At 67.9% G+C, this 22,308-nt stretch carries 20 protein-coding genes; 13 read left to right on the top strand and 7 right to left on the bottom strand.

The genetic code is table 11. From position 1 onward, the window contains the following. Positions 1–40: 40 nt before the first annotated feature. Positions 41–1,288 carry an oligosaccharide repeat unit polymerase gene (locus DT073_RS00340; protein ID WP_124291600.1) on the bottom strand — a complete coding sequence of 416 codons (1,248 nt, stop codon included), beginning with the start codon at positions 1,286–1,288 and terminating at the stop codon, positions 41–43. Between the two features lie 489 nt (positions 1,289–1,777). On the opposite strand from DT073_RS00340, the gene DT073_RS00345 reads away from it, so the two are divergent. Continuing rightward, positions 1,778–3,088, top strand: a complete 1,311-nt coding sequence (locus tag DT073_RS00345; protein WP_124291601.1) for a UDP-glucose dehydrogenase family protein — start codon at positions 1,778–1,780, stop codon at positions 3,086–3,088. A 180-nt stretch (positions 3,089–3,268) separates the two neighbouring features. After that, on the top strand, positions 3,269–3,943 hold the full coding sequence (locus tag DT073_RS00350) for a potassium channel family protein (protein WP_124291602.1): 675 nt from the start codon (positions 3,269–3,271) through the stop codon (positions 3,941–3,943). Positions 3,944–4,038: 95 nt separating this feature from the next. On the opposite strand, the gene DT073_RS00355 is transcribed toward DT073_RS00350, so the two are convergent. Continuing rightward, positions 4,039–6,276 (bottom strand): hypothetical protein, encoded by a 2,238-nt coding sequence (locus DT073_RS00355; protein ID WP_124291603.1) that lies wholly within the window; start codon positions 6,274–6,276, stop codon positions 4,039–4,041. Positions 6,277–6,512: 236 nt separating this feature from the next. Here DT073_RS00355 and DT073_RS15730 point away from each other — a divergent pair, with 236 nt between their 5' ends. From DT073_RS15730 to DT073_RS00370, 5 genes are all read left to right on the top strand, one after another. Then, positions 6,513–6,671 (top strand): hypothetical protein, encoded by a 159-nt coding sequence (locus DT073_RS15730; protein ID WP_164478106.1) that lies wholly within the window; start codon positions 6,513–6,515, stop codon positions 6,669–6,671. Continuing rightward, entirely contained in the window at positions 6,668–7,123 is a 456-nt protein-coding gene (locus DT073_RS00360; protein WP_240638654.1) for a TraR/DksA family transcriptional regulator, read from the top strand. Before DT073_RS15730 ends, DT073_RS00360 begins: the two co-directional genes overlap by 4 nt. After that, entirely contained in the window at positions 7,107–7,685 is a 579-nt protein-coding gene (locus tag DT073_RS00365; RefSeq protein WP_124291604.1) for a hypothetical protein, read from the top strand. Before DT073_RS00360 ends, DT073_RS00365 begins: the two co-directional genes overlap by 17 nt. A gap of 247 nt (positions 7,686–7,932) precedes the next feature. Beyond that, the gene (locus DT073_RS16110; protein WP_276310438.1) at positions 7,933–8,058 is read left to right on the top strand and encodes a hypothetical protein; all 126 of its coding nucleotides are present in this window, start codon (positions 7,933–7,935) and stop codon (positions 8,056–8,058) included. A 282-nt stretch (positions 8,059–8,340) separates the two neighbouring features. Beyond that, entirely contained in the window at positions 8,341–9,792 is a 1,452-nt protein-coding gene (locus DT073_RS00370) for an HNH endonuclease signature motif containing protein (protein ID WP_124291605.1), read from the top strand. Between the two features lie 186 nt (positions 9,793–9,978). Here DT073_RS00370 and DT073_RS00375 read toward each other — a convergent pair whose 3' ends face one another. Next, a complete protein-coding gene (locus DT073_RS00375) occupies positions 9,979–10,590 on the bottom strand; it encodes a TetR/AcrR family transcriptional regulator (RefSeq protein WP_124291606.1) in 612 nt (203 codons plus the stop codon). Positions 10,591–10,709: 119 nt separating this feature from the next. Here DT073_RS00375 and DT073_RS00380 point away from each other — a divergent pair, with 119 nt between their 5' ends. Continuing rightward, on the top strand, positions 10,710–12,305 hold the full coding sequence (locus DT073_RS00380) for an alpha/beta hydrolase (protein ID WP_205782964.1): 1,596 nt from the start codon (positions 10,710–10,712) through the stop codon (positions 12,303–12,305). Positions 12,306–12,495: 190 nt separating this feature from the next. On the opposite strand, the gene DT073_RS00385 is transcribed toward DT073_RS00380, so the two are convergent. Next, entirely contained in the window at positions 12,496–13,281 is a 786-nt protein-coding gene (locus DT073_RS00385; RefSeq protein WP_124291607.1) for an SDR family oxidoreductase, read from the bottom strand. A gap of 304 nt (positions 13,282–13,585) precedes the next feature. Between DT073_RS00385 and DT073_RS00390 the strand changes: the two genes are divergently transcribed. The 3 genes from DT073_RS00390 to DT073_RS00400 all read left to right on the top strand — a co-directional run bounded on the left by DT073_RS00390 (position 13,586) and on the right by DT073_RS00400 (position 18,444). Continuing rightward, positions 13,586–17,320 (top strand): phosphodiester glycosidase family protein, encoded by a 3,735-nt coding sequence (locus tag DT073_RS00390; protein WP_124291608.1) that lies wholly within the window; start codon positions 13,586–13,588, stop codon positions 17,318–17,320. 199 nt (positions 17,321–17,519) lie between these two features. Then, positions 17,520–17,969, top strand: a complete 450-nt coding sequence (locus DT073_RS00395; RefSeq protein WP_124291609.1) for a MarR family winged helix-turn-helix transcriptional regulator — start codon at positions 17,520–17,522, stop codon at positions 17,967–17,969. A 52-nt stretch (positions 17,970–18,021) separates the two neighbouring features. Next, the gene (locus tag DT073_RS00400) at positions 18,022–18,444 is read left to right on the top strand and encodes an organic hydroperoxide resistance protein (RefSeq protein ID WP_124291610.1); all 423 of its coding nucleotides are present in this window, start codon (positions 18,022–18,024) and stop codon (positions 18,442–18,444) included. Positions 18,445–18,462: 18 nt separating this feature from the next. Here the strand turns inward: DT073_RS00400 and DT073_RS00405 are convergent, their stop codons facing one another. Together DT073_RS00405 and DT073_RS00410 are read right to left on the bottom strand one after the other, a co-directional pair. Next, on the bottom strand, positions 18,463–18,897 hold the full coding sequence (locus DT073_RS00405) for a protein-tyrosine phosphatase family protein (RefSeq protein ID WP_124291611.1): 435 nt from the start codon (positions 18,895–18,897) through the stop codon (positions 18,463–18,465). A gap of 8 nt (positions 18,898–18,905) precedes the next feature. Next, on the bottom strand, positions 18,906–19,613 hold the full coding sequence (locus DT073_RS00410; protein WP_240638655.1) for a DUF1345 domain-containing protein: 708 nt from the start codon (positions 19,611–19,613) through the stop codon (positions 18,906–18,908). A 112-nt stretch (positions 19,614–19,725) separates the two neighbouring features. Between DT073_RS00410 and DT073_RS00415 the strand changes: the two genes are divergently transcribed. Beyond that, entirely contained in the window at positions 19,726–21,036 is a 1,311-nt protein-coding gene (locus DT073_RS00415; RefSeq protein WP_124291612.1) for an MFS transporter, read from the top strand. Between the two features lie 9 nt (positions 21,037–21,045). On the opposite strand, the gene map is transcribed toward DT073_RS00415, so the two are convergent. Beyond that, positions 21,046–21,849, bottom strand: coding sequence for a type I methionyl aminopeptidase (map, locus tag DT073_RS00420; RefSeq protein WP_124291613.1), 804 nt, complete (start codon positions 21,847–21,849; stop codon positions 21,046–21,048). Positions 21,850–21,930: 81 nt separating this feature from the next. On the opposite strand from map, the gene DT073_RS00425 reads away from it, so the two are divergent. Continuing rightward, complete coding sequence (locus tag DT073_RS00425) at positions 21,931–22,197, top strand: helix-turn-helix domain-containing protein (RefSeq protein ID WP_502697157.1); 267 nt, start codon at positions 21,931–21,933, stop codon at positions 22,195–22,197. The last annotated feature ends 111 nt before the right edge of the window (positions 22,198–22,308 follow it).

Here is a 22,308-nt window from a genome sequence, read left to right on the forward strand (position 1 = left end):
CGCGATCGGCATCAGGTCGAGGGAGCGAGGGTAGCACCGTCTACGTCACAGAAGGCCGTCGCTCAGGCCTTAAATTACGTCCTCTGCCCGGAAGCAGCGGCACTTTGTCCGACGGGTAAGACAAGGCGATGACGACGACGGCAAGCAACACAGGGAAGGCACGCCCTTGCGTCCAGTAAAGGAAGCGAGACAGTTCGAGCAGTCCGACGAAAAGAGTCGCAACAGCAAGTAACGCTGGAAGGCTTCCTTTCGTCATCTTTGTGAACACTGCTCCCACGATCGCCCCCAGAACCACCCACAACACTGCGGCGATCAGGATGCCGAACTCGGCATAGGTGGTGAGGAAGGAGCCTGTGTTGTTGAACTCCGGATTCGCATTCAACCGCAGCGTCTCGGCCCACCACTCGGCGGCAGTCTTACCAGCCATCCCAGGGTGTGGCCAAAACGGTGCAACGATCGGGGCGTTCCAGAACCCATCGATCGAGAAGAATGGTAGCGAGTTCGTGCCGCTTGCTGCTTTCACCATTAACGCGGAGTTATTGAACGACGTCGTGTAATACCCTGCCAGACGAAGTGAAACCCACTCACCGAATGGCAGCGGGGTAACCCACTGGTAGTACACCCAGCTACGGGAATACTCGAACACGGCAAAGATAGCCCAGATGACAGGGACGCCGAGCACTGGAGCCGCGCGCACCCATCTCGCGCGACGCGTGCCGGGCTCGACTGTAAGAGCGGCAATCAGGATGACCGGCACTAGGACTTCAATCAGGGCCAACCGCTCGGCGTAAAACATGGCGCGAAACCCTGCGAGACCGACTATCCACCAATATGTCCTGCCGCCGATACCCAGCTTCCTCAATACGAAGCCGATGGCGATGGCCACCGGACCGAACTGGGTCATGGTGGTGACACCGCCGATTGGACGGCTGTTCTCCTTCAAATTTCCGATCGCGCCCTCGTCGCGGTTCAAGACACCCGCAAGCTCATTCAAGGAAACGCCTTGCGTAACCGCGCTTGCAAGCCAGATCGTGTACCCGAGAATCGTGAGAATAAAGACAACGCGATACGTCGTACTCAGGTACTGCACCTGTCGGGGAGTCAATCGAATCGTTGCTGACCCACTCCGGGCCGCCATCCCCGAGGCGATGAGGATGCCGAGCAAGAAGGCAGTCATGAGAATCGCGAGCACGATTGGGAGTTCGCCAACTAGGTATTTTGGAACTCGCCACTCGGCGTATGCTTCGGCAGGAGCCACAACAGCCAACAACGCCATGAAGCCGGTCAACGCTACAAAAGCCCAAGCTGGGTGCAACCACCACGGCCATCGGAGCGTCAGACTTCGATCGTTGGCTACGCCTTCAGTTGTCGCCAGCATGTGTCGCAAACGGGGTGGACGATGAAGCGTTGGGCAAGAAGTCAGTGGCACCTATCGGTGGGTAGCCCGAAGCAGTGGCTGACGCGTCACGAGTCAAAAGAAGAGGCTGGCTACTCTCTGTCTGAGTGAGGAGTCCGATGCATCCTCGGTCCGTCTCATCGGCGGAGACTCTTGGTCCTGACTCCCACTTAGATGGCATGACCTGATCTTCCCACGCCTACCTACAGGCCGCGTAAATAGTTGACGGAGGAACAACCTGCGAGCGGCGCTCGACACCATCCTGCTGAAGGTTCGTCGAGGACACTCCACAGGGCTTCTCCGCCTGTTAGCGGGGCTAGCGCACCGGTTGTCGCCTGCATCTGCTATGAATGGGCAGACTGCCGAGCAGAGTGGAGCGCCATGCGTCTTTCAGTCATCGGTTGTGGTTACCTCGGCGCCGTTCATGCAGCCGCGATGGCTTCGATCGGCCACGAGGTGGTTGGGATCGACATCGACGAGCTGAAGATCGCGTCCCTGTCGAAGGGCGAGGCGCCATTCTTCGAGCCTGGGCTGCAGGAGATCCTGGCCGAGGGCATCGCTTCGGGGAACCTGCGTTTCACGACCGACATGTCTGCGGCTGCGGGCGCCAAGGTGCACTTCGTCGGCGTGGGTACCCCGCAGGTCAAGGACGGATATGCCGCCGACCTCACGTTCGTGAACGCTGCAGTCGACGGACTGCTCCCCTACCTCGCCGAGGGCGACATCGTGGCTGGCAAGTCGACGGTGCCGGTCGGAACAGCGGCCGGTCTGGCTCCGCGCGTGTCCGAGACCGGTGCAACGCTGGTGTGGAACCCCGAGTTCCTCCGCGAAGGCTGGGCGGTGCAGGACACGATCGATCCCGATCGCCTCGTCGCCGGCGTTCCTGCTGGTGAGGAAGGCGAGACCGCGGCATCCGTTCTTCGCGAGGTGTACCACCCGTCCGTCGCGAAAGGCACGCCGTTCATCGTGACCGATTACGCCACGGCCGAGCTGGTGAAGGTGTCGGCCAACGCGTTCCTTGCGACGAAGATCTCGTTCATCAACGCCATCGCCGAGATCGCCGAGGTTACCGGCGCTGATGTCACTCAGCTCGCCGACGCGATCGGGCACGACGCGCGAATCGGTCGTCGTTTCCTGGGCGCCGGTATTGGATTTGGAGGAGGGTGCCTGCCGAAGGACATCCGTGCATTCTCGGCCCGTGCGGAGGAGCTCGGGCGCGGGGAGTCGGTGGCGTTCCTGCGTCAGGTGGATGAAATCAATCTTCGCCGCCGAGATCGCGCCGCGCAGCTCGTCGTCGAAGCGCTCGGCGGATCGGTGTTCAAAAAGAACATCACGGTTCTGGGTGCTGCCTTCAAGCCGCACAGCGACGACATCCGCGATTCGCCGGCGCTCGATGTGGCGGTGAAGCTGCACGGGCTGGGTGCGTGGGTGACGATCACCGACCCCGCTGCGATCCCCAACGCTCAGCGGGTGCACCCGCAGTTGAACTACGTCGAGGATCGAGACGAGGCGCTGCGCGAAGCGGACGCCGTGATCGTGGTGACCGAGTGGGACGAGTACCGGCGTGAGCTGGGCCCGGAACACGCTGGGTCGCTGGTGCGCGGGAGGGTCGTCGTCGACGGGCGGAACTGCTTGGACGCGGGGGCCTGGCGGGCTGCCGGGTGGGAGTACTTCGGGATGGGGCGGCCCTGATCTCGATACGCCGCTGACGCGGCTACGTGATCGGCAGGACCGCGGAGGTATCCGCTCGATCGTGGGGCGCTGACACGGGAAGGCAGTCGGGCCTTGGCCTCCCGCTTTCGGCAGGTAACGTCGTTCGGCGTGTACGGAGAACGTCTTGCCCGCTGGGAACGCGTCGTCGACTGGCCTCTGATGGGTGCCGCAGTCGTATTTCTGATCGCCTACGCCACCCAGATCCTCTTTCAGCCTGTCGGACTCGCTGGAACGGTGGCGGAGGGGACGATCTACTTCACCTGGTCCGTGTTCGCCATCGACTATGCCGTACGCCTGATCATCGCGGAGAACCGATGGCGATGGTTCTACCGGCACCTGCTAGACCTGGCGATCGTCGTTCTGCCAATGCTCCGCCCGCTGCGCCTGATGCGGTTCCTCACCGTGCTGGCGATCGTTCATCGTGGCGCCGGAACGCTTTTGCGAGGTCGAGTGCTCACCTACACCGCCGGAGCAACCGCCCTCACCATCGTCATCGCCGGCTTAGCGGTTCTCGACGCCGAACGAGGACAACCCGGCAGCAACATCGAAACGTTCGGCGAGTCGCTGTGGTGGGCCGTGGTCACGATCACGACGGTCGGGTACGGCGACTTCTACCCCGCCACGGATTTGGGTCGGTTCATCGCCTTCGCTCTGATGCTCGGAGGGATCGCGCTCATCGGCGTCGTCACTGCGACCCTTGCCTCCTGGATCGTGGAGCGTGTCTCGCTGGAGACGCAGACGTCTGCCGCGGCGACCGAGGAACAGGTCGAAGCACTGCGGCGCGAGATCACGGATCTGAAAGACATGGTCCGCGAACTGTCGCTGTCGCGCTGAGGAGACTCGATACACGCTTCCCGGTATCCGATCACCGGGCGGGAGCGCTGATTCGGTTACTCGATACCCGGGTGGAGTGCTGACCCTGCTCCTCGTCACCGCGATATGGCGGCGCCCTCTCGGAAGGTGACGCGGCCCGGGCGGCGCACGGAGAAGAGCTGCACTGTTCCGCCGCTGCGCGCGAGCGCGTAGCCGCCCTCCACGTGAACGCCGACCATCGGTCCCGCCCACTCGCCGACGACCCTGTGAGAGTCGGCGGTGACGATCGCGCCTCGGCCCTCCTTCGTCTGCACGATCGCGAGGCGTGCGTCGAAGCCGGGGACGAGCTGGGCCGAGACGACGTCGTCGAGCCCGGCGGCGGCCGCGAGACGCGCGGCCTCGGGCGGTTCGGGCGGCAGCGGCTGGGGATTCAGCTCCACCTCGCCACCACCGCGGCGGAGGAGCATCGCCTCGCTGTCGGGCTGCCACTCGTCGACGAACGGCTCGCCTCGCAGGCTGCGCCCGAGGAACACCGTGCCTGCGACGTCGCGGACGGCCGCGGCATCCGCTTCTCCTACGTCGGCACACCATCGGAACTCGGTCGTCTCCACACTCACCGCACCGGTCAGCGGCAGCTGTGAGACGCGCTCGACCGTCACATCGTGCGCGACGGCACCGATCGCGGCGAGCACCGGCACGACCGCGTGCCCTGTCTCATCGGCGAACACCGTGGCCCGCAGCCCCGGCGCGGTCACCGTGATGGCCTCACCCGCGGTCAATCCGTCGAACGTGACGATGTGGCTGTTGAAGCCGCGCTGCGCGCCGAGACGCGCGAGCCAGTCGGGATCTTCGAGCGGGCCGGTCTTGAGATCGTCGAGGGTCAGCGTCTGACCGAGAACGACCTTCAGCCACGGTCCGGAGAGGTGCAGACAGTCGTCGATGTAGTTGACCTGCACGTCGAGGGTGCCGTCATCCTTCTGGCGGATGCTCGGGCGCCCGAGATCGACGACACCGGCGCCGCGCGCGGTGCGGACGAGCATGCGGATGTCGCTCGTGATCGCGCGCGCCTGGCCGACGGTCAGGTCGAAGCCGGCTCCGGTCGCGTCGGCGCTGAGCAGCGGGGCGAGCTGTTCGTGCGGTGGGTAGAGCGTCGCGCTGCACAGGGCGCCGGCATCGGTGAAGGTCACGCCCGCCTGCACGCGGACGCCGGGGCTGTTCGCCGCGAAACTGCGCGGCGGGTTGCCGCTCCCCACCTTCGCGCGCTCACGGCAGCTGCCCCACCAGACGGGGCGACCGAAGCGGAAGACGGTGATGTCGAGCAGGTCGCGTGGCGCGGGGCGCACCGGGCGGACGGGGCCGCCCAGGGTCATCCCGTCTTGGTTCGAGCCGATGCCTCCCCAGCTCGGAACCGACCCGAGGATGTCGGGGAGCGCGGGAAGGGGAATGTCGTAGAAGAACGACTGCGGGCCGTCGTGGGTTGCGGTGGCGAAGGTGCGGCGGATGGCGCTGCGGATCTGCCGTCGCGCTTCGGCTTCGCCGATGCTGAGGATGCCGGTGAGGTCGATGCCCCACGACGCGGCGAGCCGCAGGGTCGATGGTGCGACGAACTGCGGCTTCACCGTCAGTACGGCGACGACGGCGGCGACCTCGAGTCCGACGACCTCGAGCTGGTACGACAGCGAGGCTCCGATCGCCGGGTCGGGGCCGTTCGGCTGCCAGCTCAGCTGGACGGGGACGCCCTGAGGGATGCGACGGCGCACCAGGTCGAGCGCCTGGTCGACGTCGAGGAAGACACCCCAGTCGTGGCGTGGGATCAGCGCGGAGTCGAGCTGCGGGGTGAAGGCGCCGTCGGCGCCGAAGCGAAGGGCGAGCACTCCGCCGCCGAGCGCGAGGTCGGGCTCGCTGGGAACCTCCGCCTCGAGGGCCGCGACGATCGGGGCGACGTCGAAGAGCTGCTGGCCTTTCAGTACGGCGAGCTGGTCGTTGACGGCCTGGGCCGCCTCGGCGGGGAGTCCTGCGGTGGGCGGTGCCGTGGCATCCAGGATCACAAGGGCTCGGTCTCGGATGCCGATGATGATCTTGGTGACGATGTCGCCGGTCGCCGAGTGGGATGCCGGGGCACCGGGGGCCGCGCGCAGGTCGGGCTCGAGCACGACGAAGACGCGGACGGCGAGCGACACCTCGACGCTGCCGTCGGGGAGCTGCGTGAAGGCGACCGAGTCGGGGACGGTGTCGAGATGGTCGACGATGACCGGGAGCGGGGTGGGCACGCACTGGGTGAAGAGGCGGGTTTGCACCGACTGCGTGATCGCGTGGGCGATGACCGATTCGCGGATGTGGAGCTCGAGCGTCATTGGTCTGTCCTCTCCCTGATGGTGGGGAGAGGGGGTGGGCGGGGTGGGTGATACGTGGGGGCGTCGGCCAGCTGGCGTGACGCGCACGACTCATCGCGGGGAAACGTGGCAACGCCGGCAAGATCGGCGCTCGTGAATTGGGGTCTCGTCGGACCGCCTCCTTTTTTCACTCTTTTTCGACTTTATCGGTGCCGACTTGCCTTTTTCTTTTTCCGGGCTATGGTGAGGGCATGTTCATGACCGCACCCTTTGTCACCGCAGCGCAGCCGCTGTGCGCGCGGGTTGTGCGGTTCGTGCTCGACATCGCCGGAGCCCGTCACGAGGTTCTCCCGCCACGGATGACGGCCGCGGGAGCAGCATCCCTCTCGCTCTCCACCCGTCGCGCTCCACCGTGAATGAGCCCCCTTTTTCTCCGGCTTTTCCCGCAATAACAGCGCGTCGCATATGCGGCGCTTTTTTTTACCCGATCGGCGGCGTTTCGCGCTGTCGATTTCTTCGTTGCACCCTTTTAGGAGTTCTGATGTCTCTCGACATTGCGCCTCGGTCGGCGCCCAAAATCGACACCGCTCGCATTCGCCGTTTTCTGGAGGAGGAGCTTCGGGAACGCGAAGCGATCATCCGCGAAGCCAGCCCGACCGCTGCGCCGAACGTCGACCCGGTGTCGTGGGCGACAGGCAAGGCGACCCGGCGGGTGATGGATCAGATCACCGCCGCGCTCGACCGGCTCGAAGCCGGAACGTACGGTCGCTGCATCCGCTGCGGCGGCGCGATCGTCGCCGCGCGCCTCGACATCATGCCGTACGCCGAGAACTGCATCGATTGCCAGCGCGATGTCGACAGACGTTGAGGTGCTGCCGGGCTCTCCGGCGGACTCTCCTCGTCCGCAGCCCGCGCGGGAGCCCTCGATCGCCGTCATCGGCGACGCGCTGGAGTGCTTGACGGCGCTGCGTTCGGCGCCCGAAGCACAGTCGTTCGGTCCTGGTCACGCGGCCTGGGGCGGATCGCGGGCGGTGATCATCGGCGTCGATATCCGTGGGCTGCGCACGTCCAGGCAGGTGCGGGCAGCTCTGCGGAACACCGAGGACGAGTGCGCGTCGCTCTGCGGACGGCTCCGACGACTGAAGCACATCATTCTCGTGCTGAACGGTTCGCTTGTCGCTGAAGACACCGTGCTGCGAATCAGCGACGGCACGGTCCGGCGCATCCACACCCGCCTCGAGCAGGCCTACGCCCGATCGGTCGTGATCACCGCCGTGCTTGCTGAGCATTGCGACGACCGTGAGCTTCTCACGACCCGCCTCATCGCTCGAGTGCGAGAACGCGAATCGCTCGACGCCGGGATCGCGCTGCTCTGGAAAGAGATCGCCCACACCTCGATCAGCGTCGCCTCGATGAACGACTACCTCTGACCGCGCTCGTTCTCTCACCACTTCTTGCCCGAAGGAGTTCACCTTGTTCACAACCACCCCCGTTCCTGCCGCGGTCCGCGTGGTGCACCGCGTGCTGTTTCGAAAGCGAAGAGCGGATGACGCGGCGGCGGTCGCTGCAGAGAGTCTGCGCCACTCGCGCCGTGTCACCGGCACCGCGCCTTCGGCGAAATGGCTCGCGCTCGGCTGACATCTCAGACCCTCTGTAGAGAAAGGAAGGTGCATCGCAATGACCGGCAAAACGCCTCGGAGCACCAACGTCAAGAAGGAGCCGAAGCTCACCCTCAAGGAGAAGCGCGAGGTGAAGCGCGCGAAGGTGGCCGCGGAGTCGGTGAAGCCGCGGAAGTCGCGCTGACCGACGGCGCGACGTCCCTTCGTCATGACCACCTCAGCCCGGATGCGGGCTGGGGTGGTCCCTTCTCGTTGCGCACGAACGTTCGCGGCCAGCGGCAACCGACAGCAGTCGACGGGTGACCGTTGCGCGGGCATGCCGCCGCGACATCCGAGGAAGGATCGCGACGTCCGGTCGCGTGGAGACCCCGGTTCGTTCGTTTGATCGAATTTCGGGAGGCGTGGACGGAGTCAATGTCGGAACCCTCTGCGATGATTCCGGTAGGTCATCGAGACGGGGTTTCCAGTGGACGCGGACGAGAAGCGGCGGCGGGCGGAGGACAAGCGCGCCGGGGTGTTCACGGATGAGCTGGCGAAGCTGCGGAGGCGTCGGGCGGCGCTGGAGGCGAAGGAGACCCGGCTGCTGGCGGATGCGTATGCGTATGCGTTGACGCTGGAGCAGCGGTCGCGGGTGGGGTCGGTGTCGTCGCGGGAGCGGGACATGCCGTTGCGGTCGATGGCGCTGGAACTCGGGATGGCGGTGCGGGTGAATGACCGGTCGATGCAGACCCAGATGCACGACGCCCACGAGCTGATCGAGCTGTTCCCGCAGACGATGGCGGCGCTGGTGGAGGGGCGAGTCAGTCGGGCGCATGCGCAGGTGATCCAAGACGCCGGCCGGGTGATCGAGGATGCCACCGACCGGGCGGCGTTCGAGCGGATCGTCCTCGTGGAAGCCGAACGGCAGACGGTGCCGCGGACGAAGAAGTACGCCATCCAGCGCGCCGCGGTCCTCGACCCGCGGCCGTTGCAGGAACGACATGACCGGGCTGTGCGGGAACGACGCGTGTGGGTCACCGACCTCGACGACACCCTGTCGACCCTGACAATCCTCGGCACGAACGTCTACATCCACGGTGCGTACAACCGGCTCACCGGGCAGGGCACCACGATCAAGGACGTCGACCGCGCGAAGCGGCGCGCGCACGCCGCCGCACGGGCCGAAGCTGAAGCGAACGGCGGGAGCGGCGGCACGGGGCCCCGGTCGGGGCCGGGGTCGGGTGCGGGGTTCACGCTCGGCGAGACCGGGACGGACGACAACGGGAACGTCAGCGGAGACACCGCGGAGCCGTGGTTCGACGACCGGTCGTTGGATGAGATCCGCTGCGACCTCGCCCTGGACATGCTCCTCGCCGCGTCCCCGGTGATCGACCCCACCGACGGGGCGAAGGGTGGGCTCGGGGCGATCACCGCCGAGGTGCAGGTCACCCTCCCGATCACCACCCTCACCGGCGTCACCGCGTCGGGGGCGGAGTTGAACGGAGTCACCCCGGTCGACCCCGAGACCGCCAGACGGATGGCGGGAACCGCGAGGGTGTGGGACCGGGTGATGACCGACCCGATCACCGGGGTCGTCACCGCGGTGGACAGGTACACCCCTCATCCAGCCCAAACCCGGTTCCTCAACGCCCGAGACGTCACCTGCCGAACACCCGGATGCCGCAGACCCGCGAAACTCTGCGACAAAGACCACTCGAAAGACTTCGCGCTCGGTGGACCGACGTCCAACGACAATCTTTGCAACGAATGCGCCAGACACCACACGTTGAAACACGCCACGAACTGGCACGTCGAACAACTCCCCGGCGGGGTGCTGAAATTCACCAGCCCTGGAGGGAAGAACTACGACAGCCACCCACCCTCACGCGTCGCCTTCGTCCCCACCGACGACGGCGGACTCGCGGTCGCACCCTTCTGAGGGACGCATCAGACGTGCGGCGATGATGAAGACGTCACGCGCCGGTGGGTCCTTGACCGGCCAGCCGACGAACCAGGCAAGACGAACGCGCACGCCGGGCCGGAAACGCTCGACCAGCCGCTTGTGACCGGTTGGCACGGGGTCGAACCCGCGGGGCAGTCCGCCGGGTGGGAGCGCACGGGAGAGTCATGCCGCTGCCCACTCCGTCATGACGGCACGGACAGCGATGCGCAGCGTTTCGGCTTCGACGTCGACGCGTACGGTCGAGGAGGGAAAGGCGCGTTCTGTCGAGAGGCCGGAGAGCACGGTGGCAAGGAACCGCGCCCGCTGCTCGACGTGCCCTGGCGGGCACGCGCCCTGAGCGATCAGGGTCTCCAGCCACTGTTCGATGCGGTCCAGGCCGATCCGCTCAAGCGCGATGTAGGTGGCGGCCTCGTCCTCGGACGGCGGGGATGCCACGTAGGCCTCGAACAGAGATTTCCACTGCTCTCGCGCACGCTCACCAACCCCTCCCTGCGCGAGGAGAAGCTGCAGGCACGCGATCAGACGCTCTGCGGGGGCGAGGGTGTGATCGTTGATCGGATCGTCGGGAATCTCGAGGTCGTACATCGCGGCGACGACGGTGTCGATGAGTTCACGTTGCGTCGGGAAGAAGTGGCGCAACGACCCTGTACTGACCCCCGCGCGCGCGGCGACCGCTCGAACACTCAAACGCGTCGTCGGATCCTCTCCCAGCATCGTTGCCGCGGCGATCAGGATCTTGGCGCGTGTGCCCGGCTGCTCGGCGTTCTTCTCCATGGCCTGCCTTCCGCGCGACACACCTTCTATCACAGTGTGCTAGCGTAACGCACTCCCGGACTATCACGCTGTACTAGTCCGGGCGCCAGATCCCGCCGAACTCCCGAGAGGAAGACGCCATGCGCGACACCCCGATGCACAGCCGACGGAAGGACGACGAACGAAGGCGGTGGGCGAAGCCTGCGTGGGCGCTGGCCGCCGCGGCATCCCTCCTGGTGCTCGCCGGATGCACCAGCGCGACACCGAACGCAGGCGAAGACGCGACCGCCACCGGGCTCGAGCAGTTCATGGAGCAGGAGCTTGATTTCGGGGCGTGCGACGCGTCGATCGTGAGCGCCCAGCCGCCTGTTCCCGAACTCGTCGCCGTGGCGGAAGACGCAGAGTGCGCCATGCTCACCGTGCCGATGGACTACGACGACCTCGACGGCGAAACCATCGAGCTCGCTGTGACCCGCAACGCCGCCACCGGCGACGCCGACGCCCGAATCGGGTCGGTCGTCGTGAACCCCGGCGGCCCCGGCATCCCATCGACCACGTTCAGCCCACTCGTCGCCGCCCTCTGGGCCGGCGGCCCCGTCACCGAGCGCTTCGACATCGTCGGATTCGACCCGCGTGGAGTGGGTCTGAGCCGCCCGGCGATCGACTGCTACACCGACGACGAACGAGATGCGGATGCACCCCTGTCAGCGTTCGGAGAGTGGACGGAGGAATCCGCGCGCGACATCGTGGACAAGTGCGCGGAGGGCTCGGGCAGTGAAGAGATCCTCGCCCATCTCGGAACGCGCGACGCCGTGCGCGACATGGACGTTCTCCGCTCCGCACTCGGTGACGACCAGCTCACCTTCGCCGGCACGAGCTATGGCACCCGACTGGGAGCGGTGTACGCCGAGATGTTCCCGCAGAACGTCCGCGCCCTCGTCCTCGACGGCGCAGTGGACCCCCTCATGGACACCACCGAACGAAGAATCCAGGCCACCGCGGGTATTCAGGCGTCCTTCCAGCGCTTCGCCGACTTCTGCGCGACGCAGGCAGACTGCCCGCTCGGGTCCGACCCCGCACAGGCGACGGCCGTCGCGCAGGACCTCCTCCGACCGCTGGTGAACGAGCCGCTCATCGCCGCGGACGGCCGTGAGGTCGGTTTCCTCGCCGCCGGGGAAGGAATCGTCTCGGGCCTGTACTCCGAGGCCACCTGGCCCGCGATCATCGCCGGACTGACCGGGCTGCGAGCAGGACAGCCGGACGCGCTTCTCGCTCTGCGAGACGGGTACTACGGCCGATCCGACACCGGCGAGTACGCGGATGCGTTCGAAGCGACCTTCGCGATCAACTGCCTCGACGAAGAACGCCTGACCGCCGAAGAGATGACCGCAGTCGGCGAAGACCTCAACGAGGTCGCGCCGTTCCTCGACCCCGGAATCCCTCCGGTGACGCAGGACGGGTGCGAGTTCTGGCCCGCCGAACCGACACTCGGCTTCCCCTACGCCACCGATATCGACGGGCTGCCCGAGGTGCTCGTGATCTCGGCCACGGGAGACCCCGTCACCCCGCACGAAGGCGGCATCAGCCTGGCTGAGACTCTCGGCGCACGGCTGCTCACCGTCGACGGCAACCAGCACGGAACGATCATCTCCCGCAACCCGTGCGTCGACGCGGCCGTCGCCGACTACCTGGTCGACCTCGAGCTGCCCGATGAGGAAGCGCGCTGCGCGCTCTAAGCGTGCTGTGCGGTGGGTGACCTCTGCGGGAGAACCTGAGCGCCGAAGGGCGACCCGCCCCCCTCGTGTCCGAATCTCGGAACACGAGGGGGGCGGGTCGGTCGTCAACGGCGGTCGGATGGTGCCGGACATCGCGTGCATGACGCTGCCGGCGCACCCTCCCGGAGATTGATCCGGGCTCGACCGCGAATCAGTACTTGGCCGACTGGCCGCCGTCGATCGGGATGACGGCGGCGTTGACGTACGACGAGTCGTCGGACAGAAGGAACGCGACGACCGACGCGATCTCGGGGGCCTCACCGTAACGCTTGGTGGGGTTGGCCTGGATGAACTGCTCGGCCGCCTGGCGCGGGTTCTCAGCGTCGATCTGCTTCATGGAGTTCTCGACCATCGGGGTCCAGATCGCTCCGGGAGCAACGGCGTTGATGCGCACGCCGAACTCGCCGTACTCGACGCCCGAGTTGCGGGTGAGCCCGACCACGCCGTGCTTGGCGGCGGCATAACCCGACTGGCGCCCCACACCGCGGATGCCACCGACGCTCGCGGTGTTCACCACGGCGCCGCTCCCCTGCTCGCGCATGACCTTCAGCACCTTCTCGAGGCCCAAGAAGACGCCGCGCAGGTTGATCGAGACGACCCGGTCGAACTCGGCGACCGAGAAGTCTTCGGTGAGGTTCTGCGTGCCCTCGATGCCGGCGTTGTTGAAGAAGCCGTCGATGCGGCCGAAGGCCGTGAGGGTCTCGTCGACGTAGCGCTGAGTGTCGTCTTCGCTCGAGACATCGGCGGTGACGGTGACGAGCGTGGCGTCGGGGGCGACATCGCGAACGGCCTGCACCGTGGCATCCAGCCCGTCCTTCGAGACGTCGACGAGCGAGAGGTTCGCACCCTCCGAAGCCAGTCGGACCGCGGTCGCGCGGCCGAGGCCGGAGCCGGCTCCGGTGATGAGGACGGTGCGGTCGGTGAATCGTTCAGTCATGTCTCTCGTCTTTCGTCTCGAGACATCCGGCCGTTCGCGTTGTGAGCGGGTGACCGGATGCCTCATCTGTGCGTCGTTACCTCAGGGACAACCGCCCACGGATCGATCTATTCCTTTGCATGAATATGCGTTCGGGGCGGCGGTGTGTTCGGCGCGCGCGGGAACACCGTTCGTTCACGCCGAGTCCATCTCGTCGACACCGCCCCCTCATGTCACGACGCGGCCGCCTCCGTAGGGTCGCCGGGTCGGCCCCGTGAACGAGTGGGCGCGACCTCCCCTCACTTCGAACCGGAAGGTGCTTCGCTTGCCTGCGCGCGCAACACGTCTGTCCTCCTCCCCTCCCCCGCGGCGACGCCTCGCTGCCGCGCTGCTCGTCGCCGTGGTCACCACGACGACGGTGGGAGTCGGGACACTCGCTCCGATGCCGGCGGTCGCCGCACCCGATACGGGCGGCCTCGACCTCGCCGGCGGAGACTCCACCCTTCTCTCCGCCGACTCGCAGACGCTCGCCCCCGGGCTCGAGCTCACCGACTTCCGCCGACTGCAGCCGGCCGGGTGGGTCACCGGTCACGTCATGCGCGCTGATCTCACCACACCCACTCTCTCGCTCGACGTCCTCGACGCCGGCACGGTCTCGGGAGGTGCGACGCTCAGCGAGCAGATCGCCGGCACCGGCGCGATCGCTGCGATCAACGGCGACTACTTCGACATGAACAACTCCACCGCGCCCGTCGGCACCAACGTGTCGCCCACCCAGGGCGTGCGCTCGGCCGCCCCCGATGAGCGCCCGGCGTTCACGATGAGCGACGGGCTCGCGGCCGTGCAGGCGCTGGCCTCTGCGGCGACGGTGACGATCGACGGCACCTCCCACCGTGTCTCGGGCGTCAACAGCCCGGCCATCGGCGCGAACGGCATCGGGTGGTACACCGCGGCGTGGGGCACGCACCCGCTCGCCCGCGCTCTGGGCGCGCCCGCCGCGCTCGCCTCACCGATGGCTACCGTCACCGTGCAGGACGGGGTGGTCACCGAGGTGAGCACCGACCCCGCATCCGTCACCGGCGAGACCGCGATCGCCGACGGCACCGGCGTGCTCATCGGGCGCGAAGCCGGCGCTGCCACCCTGGCCGCACTCGAGGTCGGCGACGCCGTCGACGTCGCCGTCGCGACATCCGCAGACGTCGATCTCGCCGTGAGCGGCGCGCAGCGCCTCATCATCGACGGCGTGCAGACCGACGCCGAACAGGTCGAGGCCGCGCGCACCGCCATCGGCGTGAGCCGTGACGGCACCGAGATCACCGTCGTCACCATCGACGGGCGGACGGGCGACAGCCGCGGCATGACGCTGCAGGAGCTCGGCGACCTCATGCTCGACCTCGGCGTGCACAACGCCGTGAACCTCGACGGCGGCGGCTCGACCATGCTCGCCGTCCGTGAGCCGGGTGAGAGCGAAGCATCCCTCCACAACCGTCCGTCCGACGGCACCGAGCGCGTCGTCGCCAACAGCCTCGCGTTCTTCTCCTCCGCACCGGCCGGGGTCGTCTCCGACGTGCAGGTCGCACCTGCGCTCGACGCCACCGACGCCGACGCGGTCTTCCCGGGGCTGCACCGCACGCTCGCCGGCACGGGTCTCGACGACAACCTCGGAGGCATCGAGGTCGCGGGTTCGTTCCAGACGACGGATGACGCGGTCTCGCTCATTGCGGACAGTGACGCGTCTGTCGTGGTGGAGGGCGTCACTCCCGGAACGGCCACCGTCGCCTTCGCGGCCGAGGGCAAGAGCGCCACGACCCAGGTGCGGGTGCTCGGAGACCTCGAGCGGATCCGTCCGAGCGCGACGGTGATCGCGCTGTCCGAGCCCGGGCAGACCGCGACCGTGCGCCTCACCGGCCTTGACGCCGATGGCTTCAGCGCCCCGATCGAGGCGCGCGATGTCCGTGTCGAGAACGGTGAGGATGTCGCCGTCGAGCCCACCGGACTCGGAGAGTTCACCGTCTCGCCGGTGGTCGACAGCGGTTCGGCGACGGTGACCTTCACCGCCGGTGGCCGAAGCGTCGACGTCGCCGTGACGATCGGGTACGACACCCTCCCCGTCGCCGACTTCGCCGACGCCGCCGAGTGGACCGCCGGCGTCGCGCGTGCCACCGGAACACTGACCCCCGCCACCGGCCCGGAGGGGCAGCCCGCGCTGACGCTGTCGTACGACTTCACCACCTCCACCGGCACCCGCGGGTACTACGCGATCGTGCCGGGAGAAGCCGCCACCGGCGGACGCGTGCTCGAGGGCCAGCCCCAGGCGCTGACGATGTGGATGCACGGTGACGGCTCGGGCGCATGGCCCCGCCTGCAGCTGAAGACCGGCGCCGGAACCACCATCAACCTGGATGGCCCGATGGTCGACTGGACCGGATGGCAGCAGGCCCGATTCACCGTGCCGGCCGGGACGGCGTACCCGCTCACGTTCCAGCGGGTGCGGATGATGGAGACACGCCCCACCGCGAGCTATCAGGGCGAGGTGACGATCGCCTCTCTCGAGTCGGTCGTGGCGCCCGATGTGGAGCAGCCGGTCGCGCCCCGCGTCTTCGATCCGGTGATCGTCACCGACGGCACGGTCGACGACCGAGCGCAGCGCATCGCCGTGATGAGCGACGCCCAGTTCGTCGCCCGAAACCCCGACAGCGAGCTGGTGCAGGCCGCGCGAGAGACGTTCCGCGAGATCGTCGCGGCAGATCCCGACTACCTGGTCATCAACGGCGACCTGGTCGATGAGGCGTCCGTCGCCGACTTCGAGCTCGCCGCCCGGATCCTGGAGGAGGAGATCGGCGACCGGATCCCCTACGTCTACGTGCCGGGCAACCACGAGATCATGGGCGGGGCGATCTCGAACTTCATCGACGCCTTCGGCGACCCGTATCGCTCGATCGACCTCGGCGGCACGCGCATGATCACCCTGAACAGCGCGGCGGGGTCGTTCCGAGCCTCGGGCCTGGAGCAGCTGCGGTTCCTCGACGAGCAGCTCGCCGACGCGGCATCCGACTCATCGGTCACCGGGGTGCTGGTGTTCTCGCACCATCCCGCCGACGACCCGCTGCCGTCCAAGGCGAGCCAGCTCGCCGACCGCTACGAGGCTGCGCAGTTCGTCGAGACTCTCACGCAGTTCCGTGCCGACACCGGCAAGTCGGCGGCGATGGTCAACGGGCACGTCGGCGTCTTCGACGCCACGAGCTACGACGGCGTCAGCCGTGTGCTCGGCGGCAACGCCGGCAAGGGCCCGTCGGGAACCCCGGATGCCGGTGGCTTCACCGGCTGGACGATGCTCGGCGTGAACCCAGGTGCGGGTGTCGTCGGCGCGTCGCCCGAGGTGGTCGTCGACCGGGTGCGCTGGATGCAGGCCGAGACCAAGCCGCGCGTGTCGGCGGTCGACCTCGAAGCGCCCACGGTGCTCGAGGTCGGCGAGACCGCTGCGGTGTCGGCGACCTTCGAGCAGGACGGCGGGCGGGTGGTACCGGTCGCCTGGCCGGTGTCGGCCGACTGGGCGGGCGACGGCATCGATGTCGTGACCGACCTGATCAGCACGCCTACCCGGCTCGAGGCCGCCGCCGAGGGAGTGCTGCGCCTGAACCCGGCGACCGGCGAAGTGACCGCTGTCGCCGCTGGTGAAGCGACGCTGTCGGTGACGGTGAACGGCGTGACCCAGGCGGTCGACGTGACGGTCGTCGGTGAGCCGGGGGAACCCGGCGGGCCTGGAGAACCGGGAGAGCCCGGGGAGCCTGGGGAACCGGGAGAGCCCGGGGAGCCCGGAGAGCCTGGTGAGCCTGGTGAGCCCGGGGGCCAGCCCGGCGATGGAGGGGCCCCGACGAACGGTGGCGACGGTGCGAGCGCGGGTGGTCAGCCGACGGGAGCCGGCGATAGCGATCTCGCGACGACCGGATTCGAGAGCGCCCCGCTGCTGTGGACGGCGCTGATCGCGCTCCTCGTCGTCGGCGTCGGTGCCGGGCTCCGAACCTGGCGTGTTCGCCGCGCTGGCCGACAGGAGGTCTGACCCGCCAGCCGACAGAGTCCCCGGTGCCCCTATGGCGCCGGGGACTCTGTCGTCGTCGCGGTCGCGAGGAGATCCGCGTTCCCGCGGATGAGGTCGTCGCGGCAGCATCCTCGTGGGTGCGGATCTCCGCAGGAGGGAGAGGCCGAGGCCGGTACCCCATTAGGTTGCGCGCAATTGAGTTGCGTGCAATGCTTCTGTCATGGCTGCTGTCGTGCTCGACGATTTCGTCTGCTTCGCGATGTACACCGCGTCGCATGCGACGACGCAGGCGTACCGCGAGGTGTTGAAGCCGTGGTCGCTGACGTATCCGCAGTACCTCGCGATGGTCGTGCTCGCCACCGGCGAGCGCACCGTCAGCGCTCTCGGCGAAGAGCTGCACCTCGACTCGGGCACCCTCTCCCCGCTCCTGAGACGGCTGGAGAGCCGCGGTCTCGTCGCCCGCCGGCGTGACGAGAGCGACGAGCGGGTGGTGCGGGCGAGCCTCACCGACCAGGGGCGATCGGTCTACGCCGATGTCGTGGCGGCGGCCGGATGCCTCGTGCCGGGCTTCGTCGACAGTGGGCGCAGCGTGCCCGAGCTGCTGGCCCAGCTGAACGCGATCACCGCGAACATGCGGGCGCTCGCGGGCGAACTGCGCGCCGCCTCCTGACGCGCTTCGCCGCGGCATCCGTCACCTCTTCATCTCCCACGAAAGGACACTCATGGACGCCCTTTACACCGCAGAAGCACTCGCCACCGGCGGAGGTCGCGACGGTCACGTGCGCACCGCCGACGGCATTCTCGACACCGACGTGCGCGTGCCGAAAGAGCTCGGGGGCGCCGGGGGCGCGCCGAACCCCGAACTGCTCTTCGCCGCCGGCTACGCGGCCTGCTTCCACAGCGCGCTGCAGAGCGTCGCGCGGACGCAGAAGGTGAAGGTCGATGGCTCGAGCGTCGGGTCGCGCGTGTCGCTGGGATCGAACGGCGACGGCGGGTTCCAGCTCGCGGTGCTGCTTGAGGTGAACATCCCGGGGGTCGACGGCGAGGTTGCACAGCAGCTCGCCGATGCCGCCCACCAGGTGTGCCCGTACTCGAACGCGACGCGCGGCAACATCGAGGTCACGGTCTCGGTCGTCGACGACTGACCGGACGCGGCGCGGGATTCATGCGCTGAGGTGCACCCTTCGGACGAACCGGCGCTGCCAGGGCGTCTCGACTGCTCTGGGTCGGTAGTTGGCCCGAACCCACGCCACCGCCTCGCCGGCGGGCACACCGTCGAATCTGGCGAGGAGGGCGAGCGCGGTGCCGGTGCGGCCGGTGCCGCCGTCGCACGCGACCTCGACCCGCTCCGTCGCGGACCGGTCGTAGGCCTCGCGAAGCGCGGCGATCGCGTCTGACGGCGTGCGCGGCAGGCGGAAGTCGGGCCACGCGATCCACCGTGACGGCCAGCGCTCCTCGTGGTACTGCGCCGTGAGATAGAGGCCGAAATCGGGTGCAGGCTCGAAACCCGCCGAGCCGTCTCTCAGGCCGCGTCCGCGGATGCGCCGACCGCCCGGTAACGTCACGACACCCTCGAGGTCGGGCGACCACTGTGTCATCCGTACGCCTATCGGGCCAACGCCGCGATGAGGTTGATCGCGGCCGCGAGGACGATCACCCCGAGGACGAACGACAGCACCGCATGCCGGAGCACCTGGCGCCGGATGAGCGAGCTGGTGATGCTCGTATCGGAGACCTGGTAGGTCATGCCCAGGGTGAAGGCGACGTAGGCGAAATCGCGATACTCGGGCGGCTCGGACTGGTTGAAGTCGATGCCGGCGCCGCCGAGACGGTAATAGAGCCCTGCGTAGCGAAGCGTGAAGAGGGTCTGAACCAGGCACCAGGATGCCGCAACCGTGGCGAGTGCGGCCGCGGCGAGCCCGAAGCGCGCAGCCCCCAGCACCGCGCCGGATTCGACGAGCAGCAATCCGATCGCGCCGATGCTCGCCAGAGTCGCCACGATCAGGAGGGTCTGCGCGACCGGCTGCGTGGGATCTTCGCGCGTCGCGTGACTGGCGGTCTCGGCCGGGCCGAGCCGGAGGACGCCCAGCCACACCCAGAGGATGTAGGTCGCGGCCGCGGCGATCCAGCCGACGGCGGGGGCGAAGACCCACTCCCCGGCCACGCTGACGACAAGGGTGACCCCGAGGAACACCGCGAACATGATCGCGACGCGGAAGCCCGCCCGGTGCTGGATGCCGGAGAAGGCGCCGGGGTCGAGCGGTGCAGGAATGTTCGACGGCGTCGGAGCTTCGTCGGCGGGCGGGGTGGTCATGGTGCGGTTCTACCACCCGGAGGGGTCGTCGTCGACGGATGGATGATCCGCTCCGTCCCGCACTGCGCCTGCCTCTTGACGCGGTGTCGGCACGGAGGAGCACACTGAGCACATGACACCCACGCCGCGGCGTGTGCAGGGCACCTACTACACGCTCATGCTCGGCAACACCCTCGCCGCCTCCTTCATCTGGGGCATCAACACGCTGTTCCTCCTCGATGCCGGATTGAGCAACCTGGAGGCGTTCGCGGCCAACGCGTTCTTCACCGCGGGCATGCTGATCTTCGAGATCCCCACCGGAGTCGTCGCCGACACCCTTGGTCGCCGGGTGTCGTACCTCCTCGGAACACTGACGCTCGCGATCACCACGGGGCTCTACTGGTGGCTCTGGGTGATGGAGTCGCCGTTCTGGGCGTGGGCCGTGGTGTCGATGCTGCTCGGGCTGGGATTCACGTTCTTCTCAGGGGCCGTCGACGCGTGGCTCGTCGATGCACTCCGCGCGACCCGTTACACGGGGAGCCTCGAGACGGTATTCGGGCGAGCCCAGATCGTCGGCGGGGTGGCGATGCTGTCGGGATCGGTGCTCGGCGGGGTGATCGCGCAGCTGACCGATCTCGGGGTGCCGTTCCTCGTGCGCGGCGGAATCCTCGTGGTGATGCTCGTCGTCGCCGCGCTGCTCATGCGTGACCTCGGCTTCACCCCTGACCGCAGCGAGGGACCGCTGCGCGCGACGCGAACGGTTTTCCGGGCGTCGGTGACGTATGGACTCGGCAACCGACCGGTGCGTTGGCTGATGCTCGCCAGCCCCTTCGCCGCCGGCGTCGGCATGTACGTGTTCTACGCGCTGCAGCCGTACCTGCTCGAACTCTGGGGCGACGAAGGGGCGTACTCGATCGCGGGGTTGGCCGCCGCCCTCCTCGCCGGCTCCTCAATCGTCGGCGGCGCACTCGCGCCCTGGGTGCGGCGGCTGTTCCACCGCCGCACCACCGTCATCCTCATCGCGACCGTGGGGAGCATCTTCGTTCTCGTCGTCCTCGGACTCGTGCAGAACTTCTGGGTCGCCGTCGTGCTGCTCGCCGCGTGGGGCATCGTCTCGGCCATCGACGACCCCGTGCGCCGCGCCTACCTCAACGACATGATCCCGTCGCAGCAGCGAGCCACGGTGCTGTCGTTCGATTCGCTGCTGGGGTCCGGCGGGGGCGTCGTGTGGCAACCCGTGCTCGGGCGCGCCGCCGACATCGGCGGTTATGGACAGTCGATGCTGTGGAGCGGGGTGATCAGCGCCGTCGCCGTGCCGTTCGTGCTGCTCAGCCGAGCGGAGAAGGATCCGGCGGACGAGGTGACGGCGGTGCGCGGTGAAACGGAGGCCGTGTCGGATGTCGTGTCGGATGCCGGGCCGGAGCCGTCGCTGGATGTGACGTAGGGCTCAGCGCTACCGCGCGAGAGTGAGGATCTCGGGGTCGCCGTCGGTGATGGCGATGGTGTGCTCGGTGTGGGCGGTGCGGCATCCGGTGGCGCTGCGGAGCGTCCAGCCGTCGGGATCGGTGATCAGAACGTCGGTGTCTGCCATCACCCAGGGCTCCAGGGCGAGGAGGAGGCCCGGCCGCAGCTTGTAGCCCCGCCCCGGGCGGCCGATGTTCGGCACATGCGGGTCGCCGTGCATGGTGGTGCCGATGCCGTGGCCGCCGAACTCGGTGTTCACGAGGTACCCGGCATCGGAGAGCACGGCGCCGATCGCATGGGAGATATCGCCGATGCGATTACCCGAACGGGCGACGTCGATGCCGGCGGCGAGCGCGCGCTGGGTGACGGCGATGAGCGCGGCGGCTTCGGGGCTTCCGGGGGCGTCGGAGGTGTCGGGGGTGTCGAAGTTCTCCGCGCCGACGATGAAACTGATGGCGGCGTCGGCGGCGATGCCGCCTTTCAGCACGGCGAGGTCGAGAGTGAGGAGGTCTCCGGGCTGCAGGGCGTAGTCATGCGGCATCCCATGGAGAACCGCATCGTTGACGGCCGTGCAGATGTAGTGACCGAAGGGACCGTTGCCGAAGGATGGCGCGTAGTCGACGTAGCAGGATTGCGCGCCCGCCTTCTCGATGAGCTGCCGCGCCCATTCGTCGATCTCGAGGAGGTTCACGCCGACGGTCACGCGTTCGCGCAGTTCCTGCAGCGTCGCCCCCACGATCGCGCCTGCGGAACGTGCGTGCTCGAGTTGGTGGGCGTTCAGGATTTCGATCATGGGGCGCTTTCGGGTCGGGGGGTGCGGCCAGGCCGGGCGGTATAAGAATACCGGGCCGATAATACCGCTAGGCTTCTCGCCATGATGGTGCGGCTGCCTCACACGCCCGAGACCCTCGCGCGGGGCCGACGCGTCGGCGCCTTTCTCCGCGAGGCACGGGGCAACCGCTCGATCGTCGATGTGGCCGCGTGCGCGGGGATCTCTGGAGAGACGCTGCGCAAGATCGAGACGGGGCGCCTCCCCACCCCGTCGTTCGAGACGGTGGCCGCCGTCGCCGCTGCGCTTCACCTGTCGCTGGATGACATCGCCGAGCACGCTCGCGGTGAGGACGTCGCGCTTTCGGCCTGAGGTCAGCCGACGAGCAGCCCGCGACGGCCCACCCGGAGGGCCGTCGCGCGCGTCATCCGCACGCTGTGAATGAAGCAAATTCATCGAAGAGCTGGATTTTTCCCTGCCCTG

The organism is Microbacterium sp. ABRD28, assembly GCF_003850245.1.
Classification (GTDB): domain Bacteria; phylum Actinomycetota; class Actinomycetes; order Actinomycetales; family Microbacteriaceae; genus Microbacterium.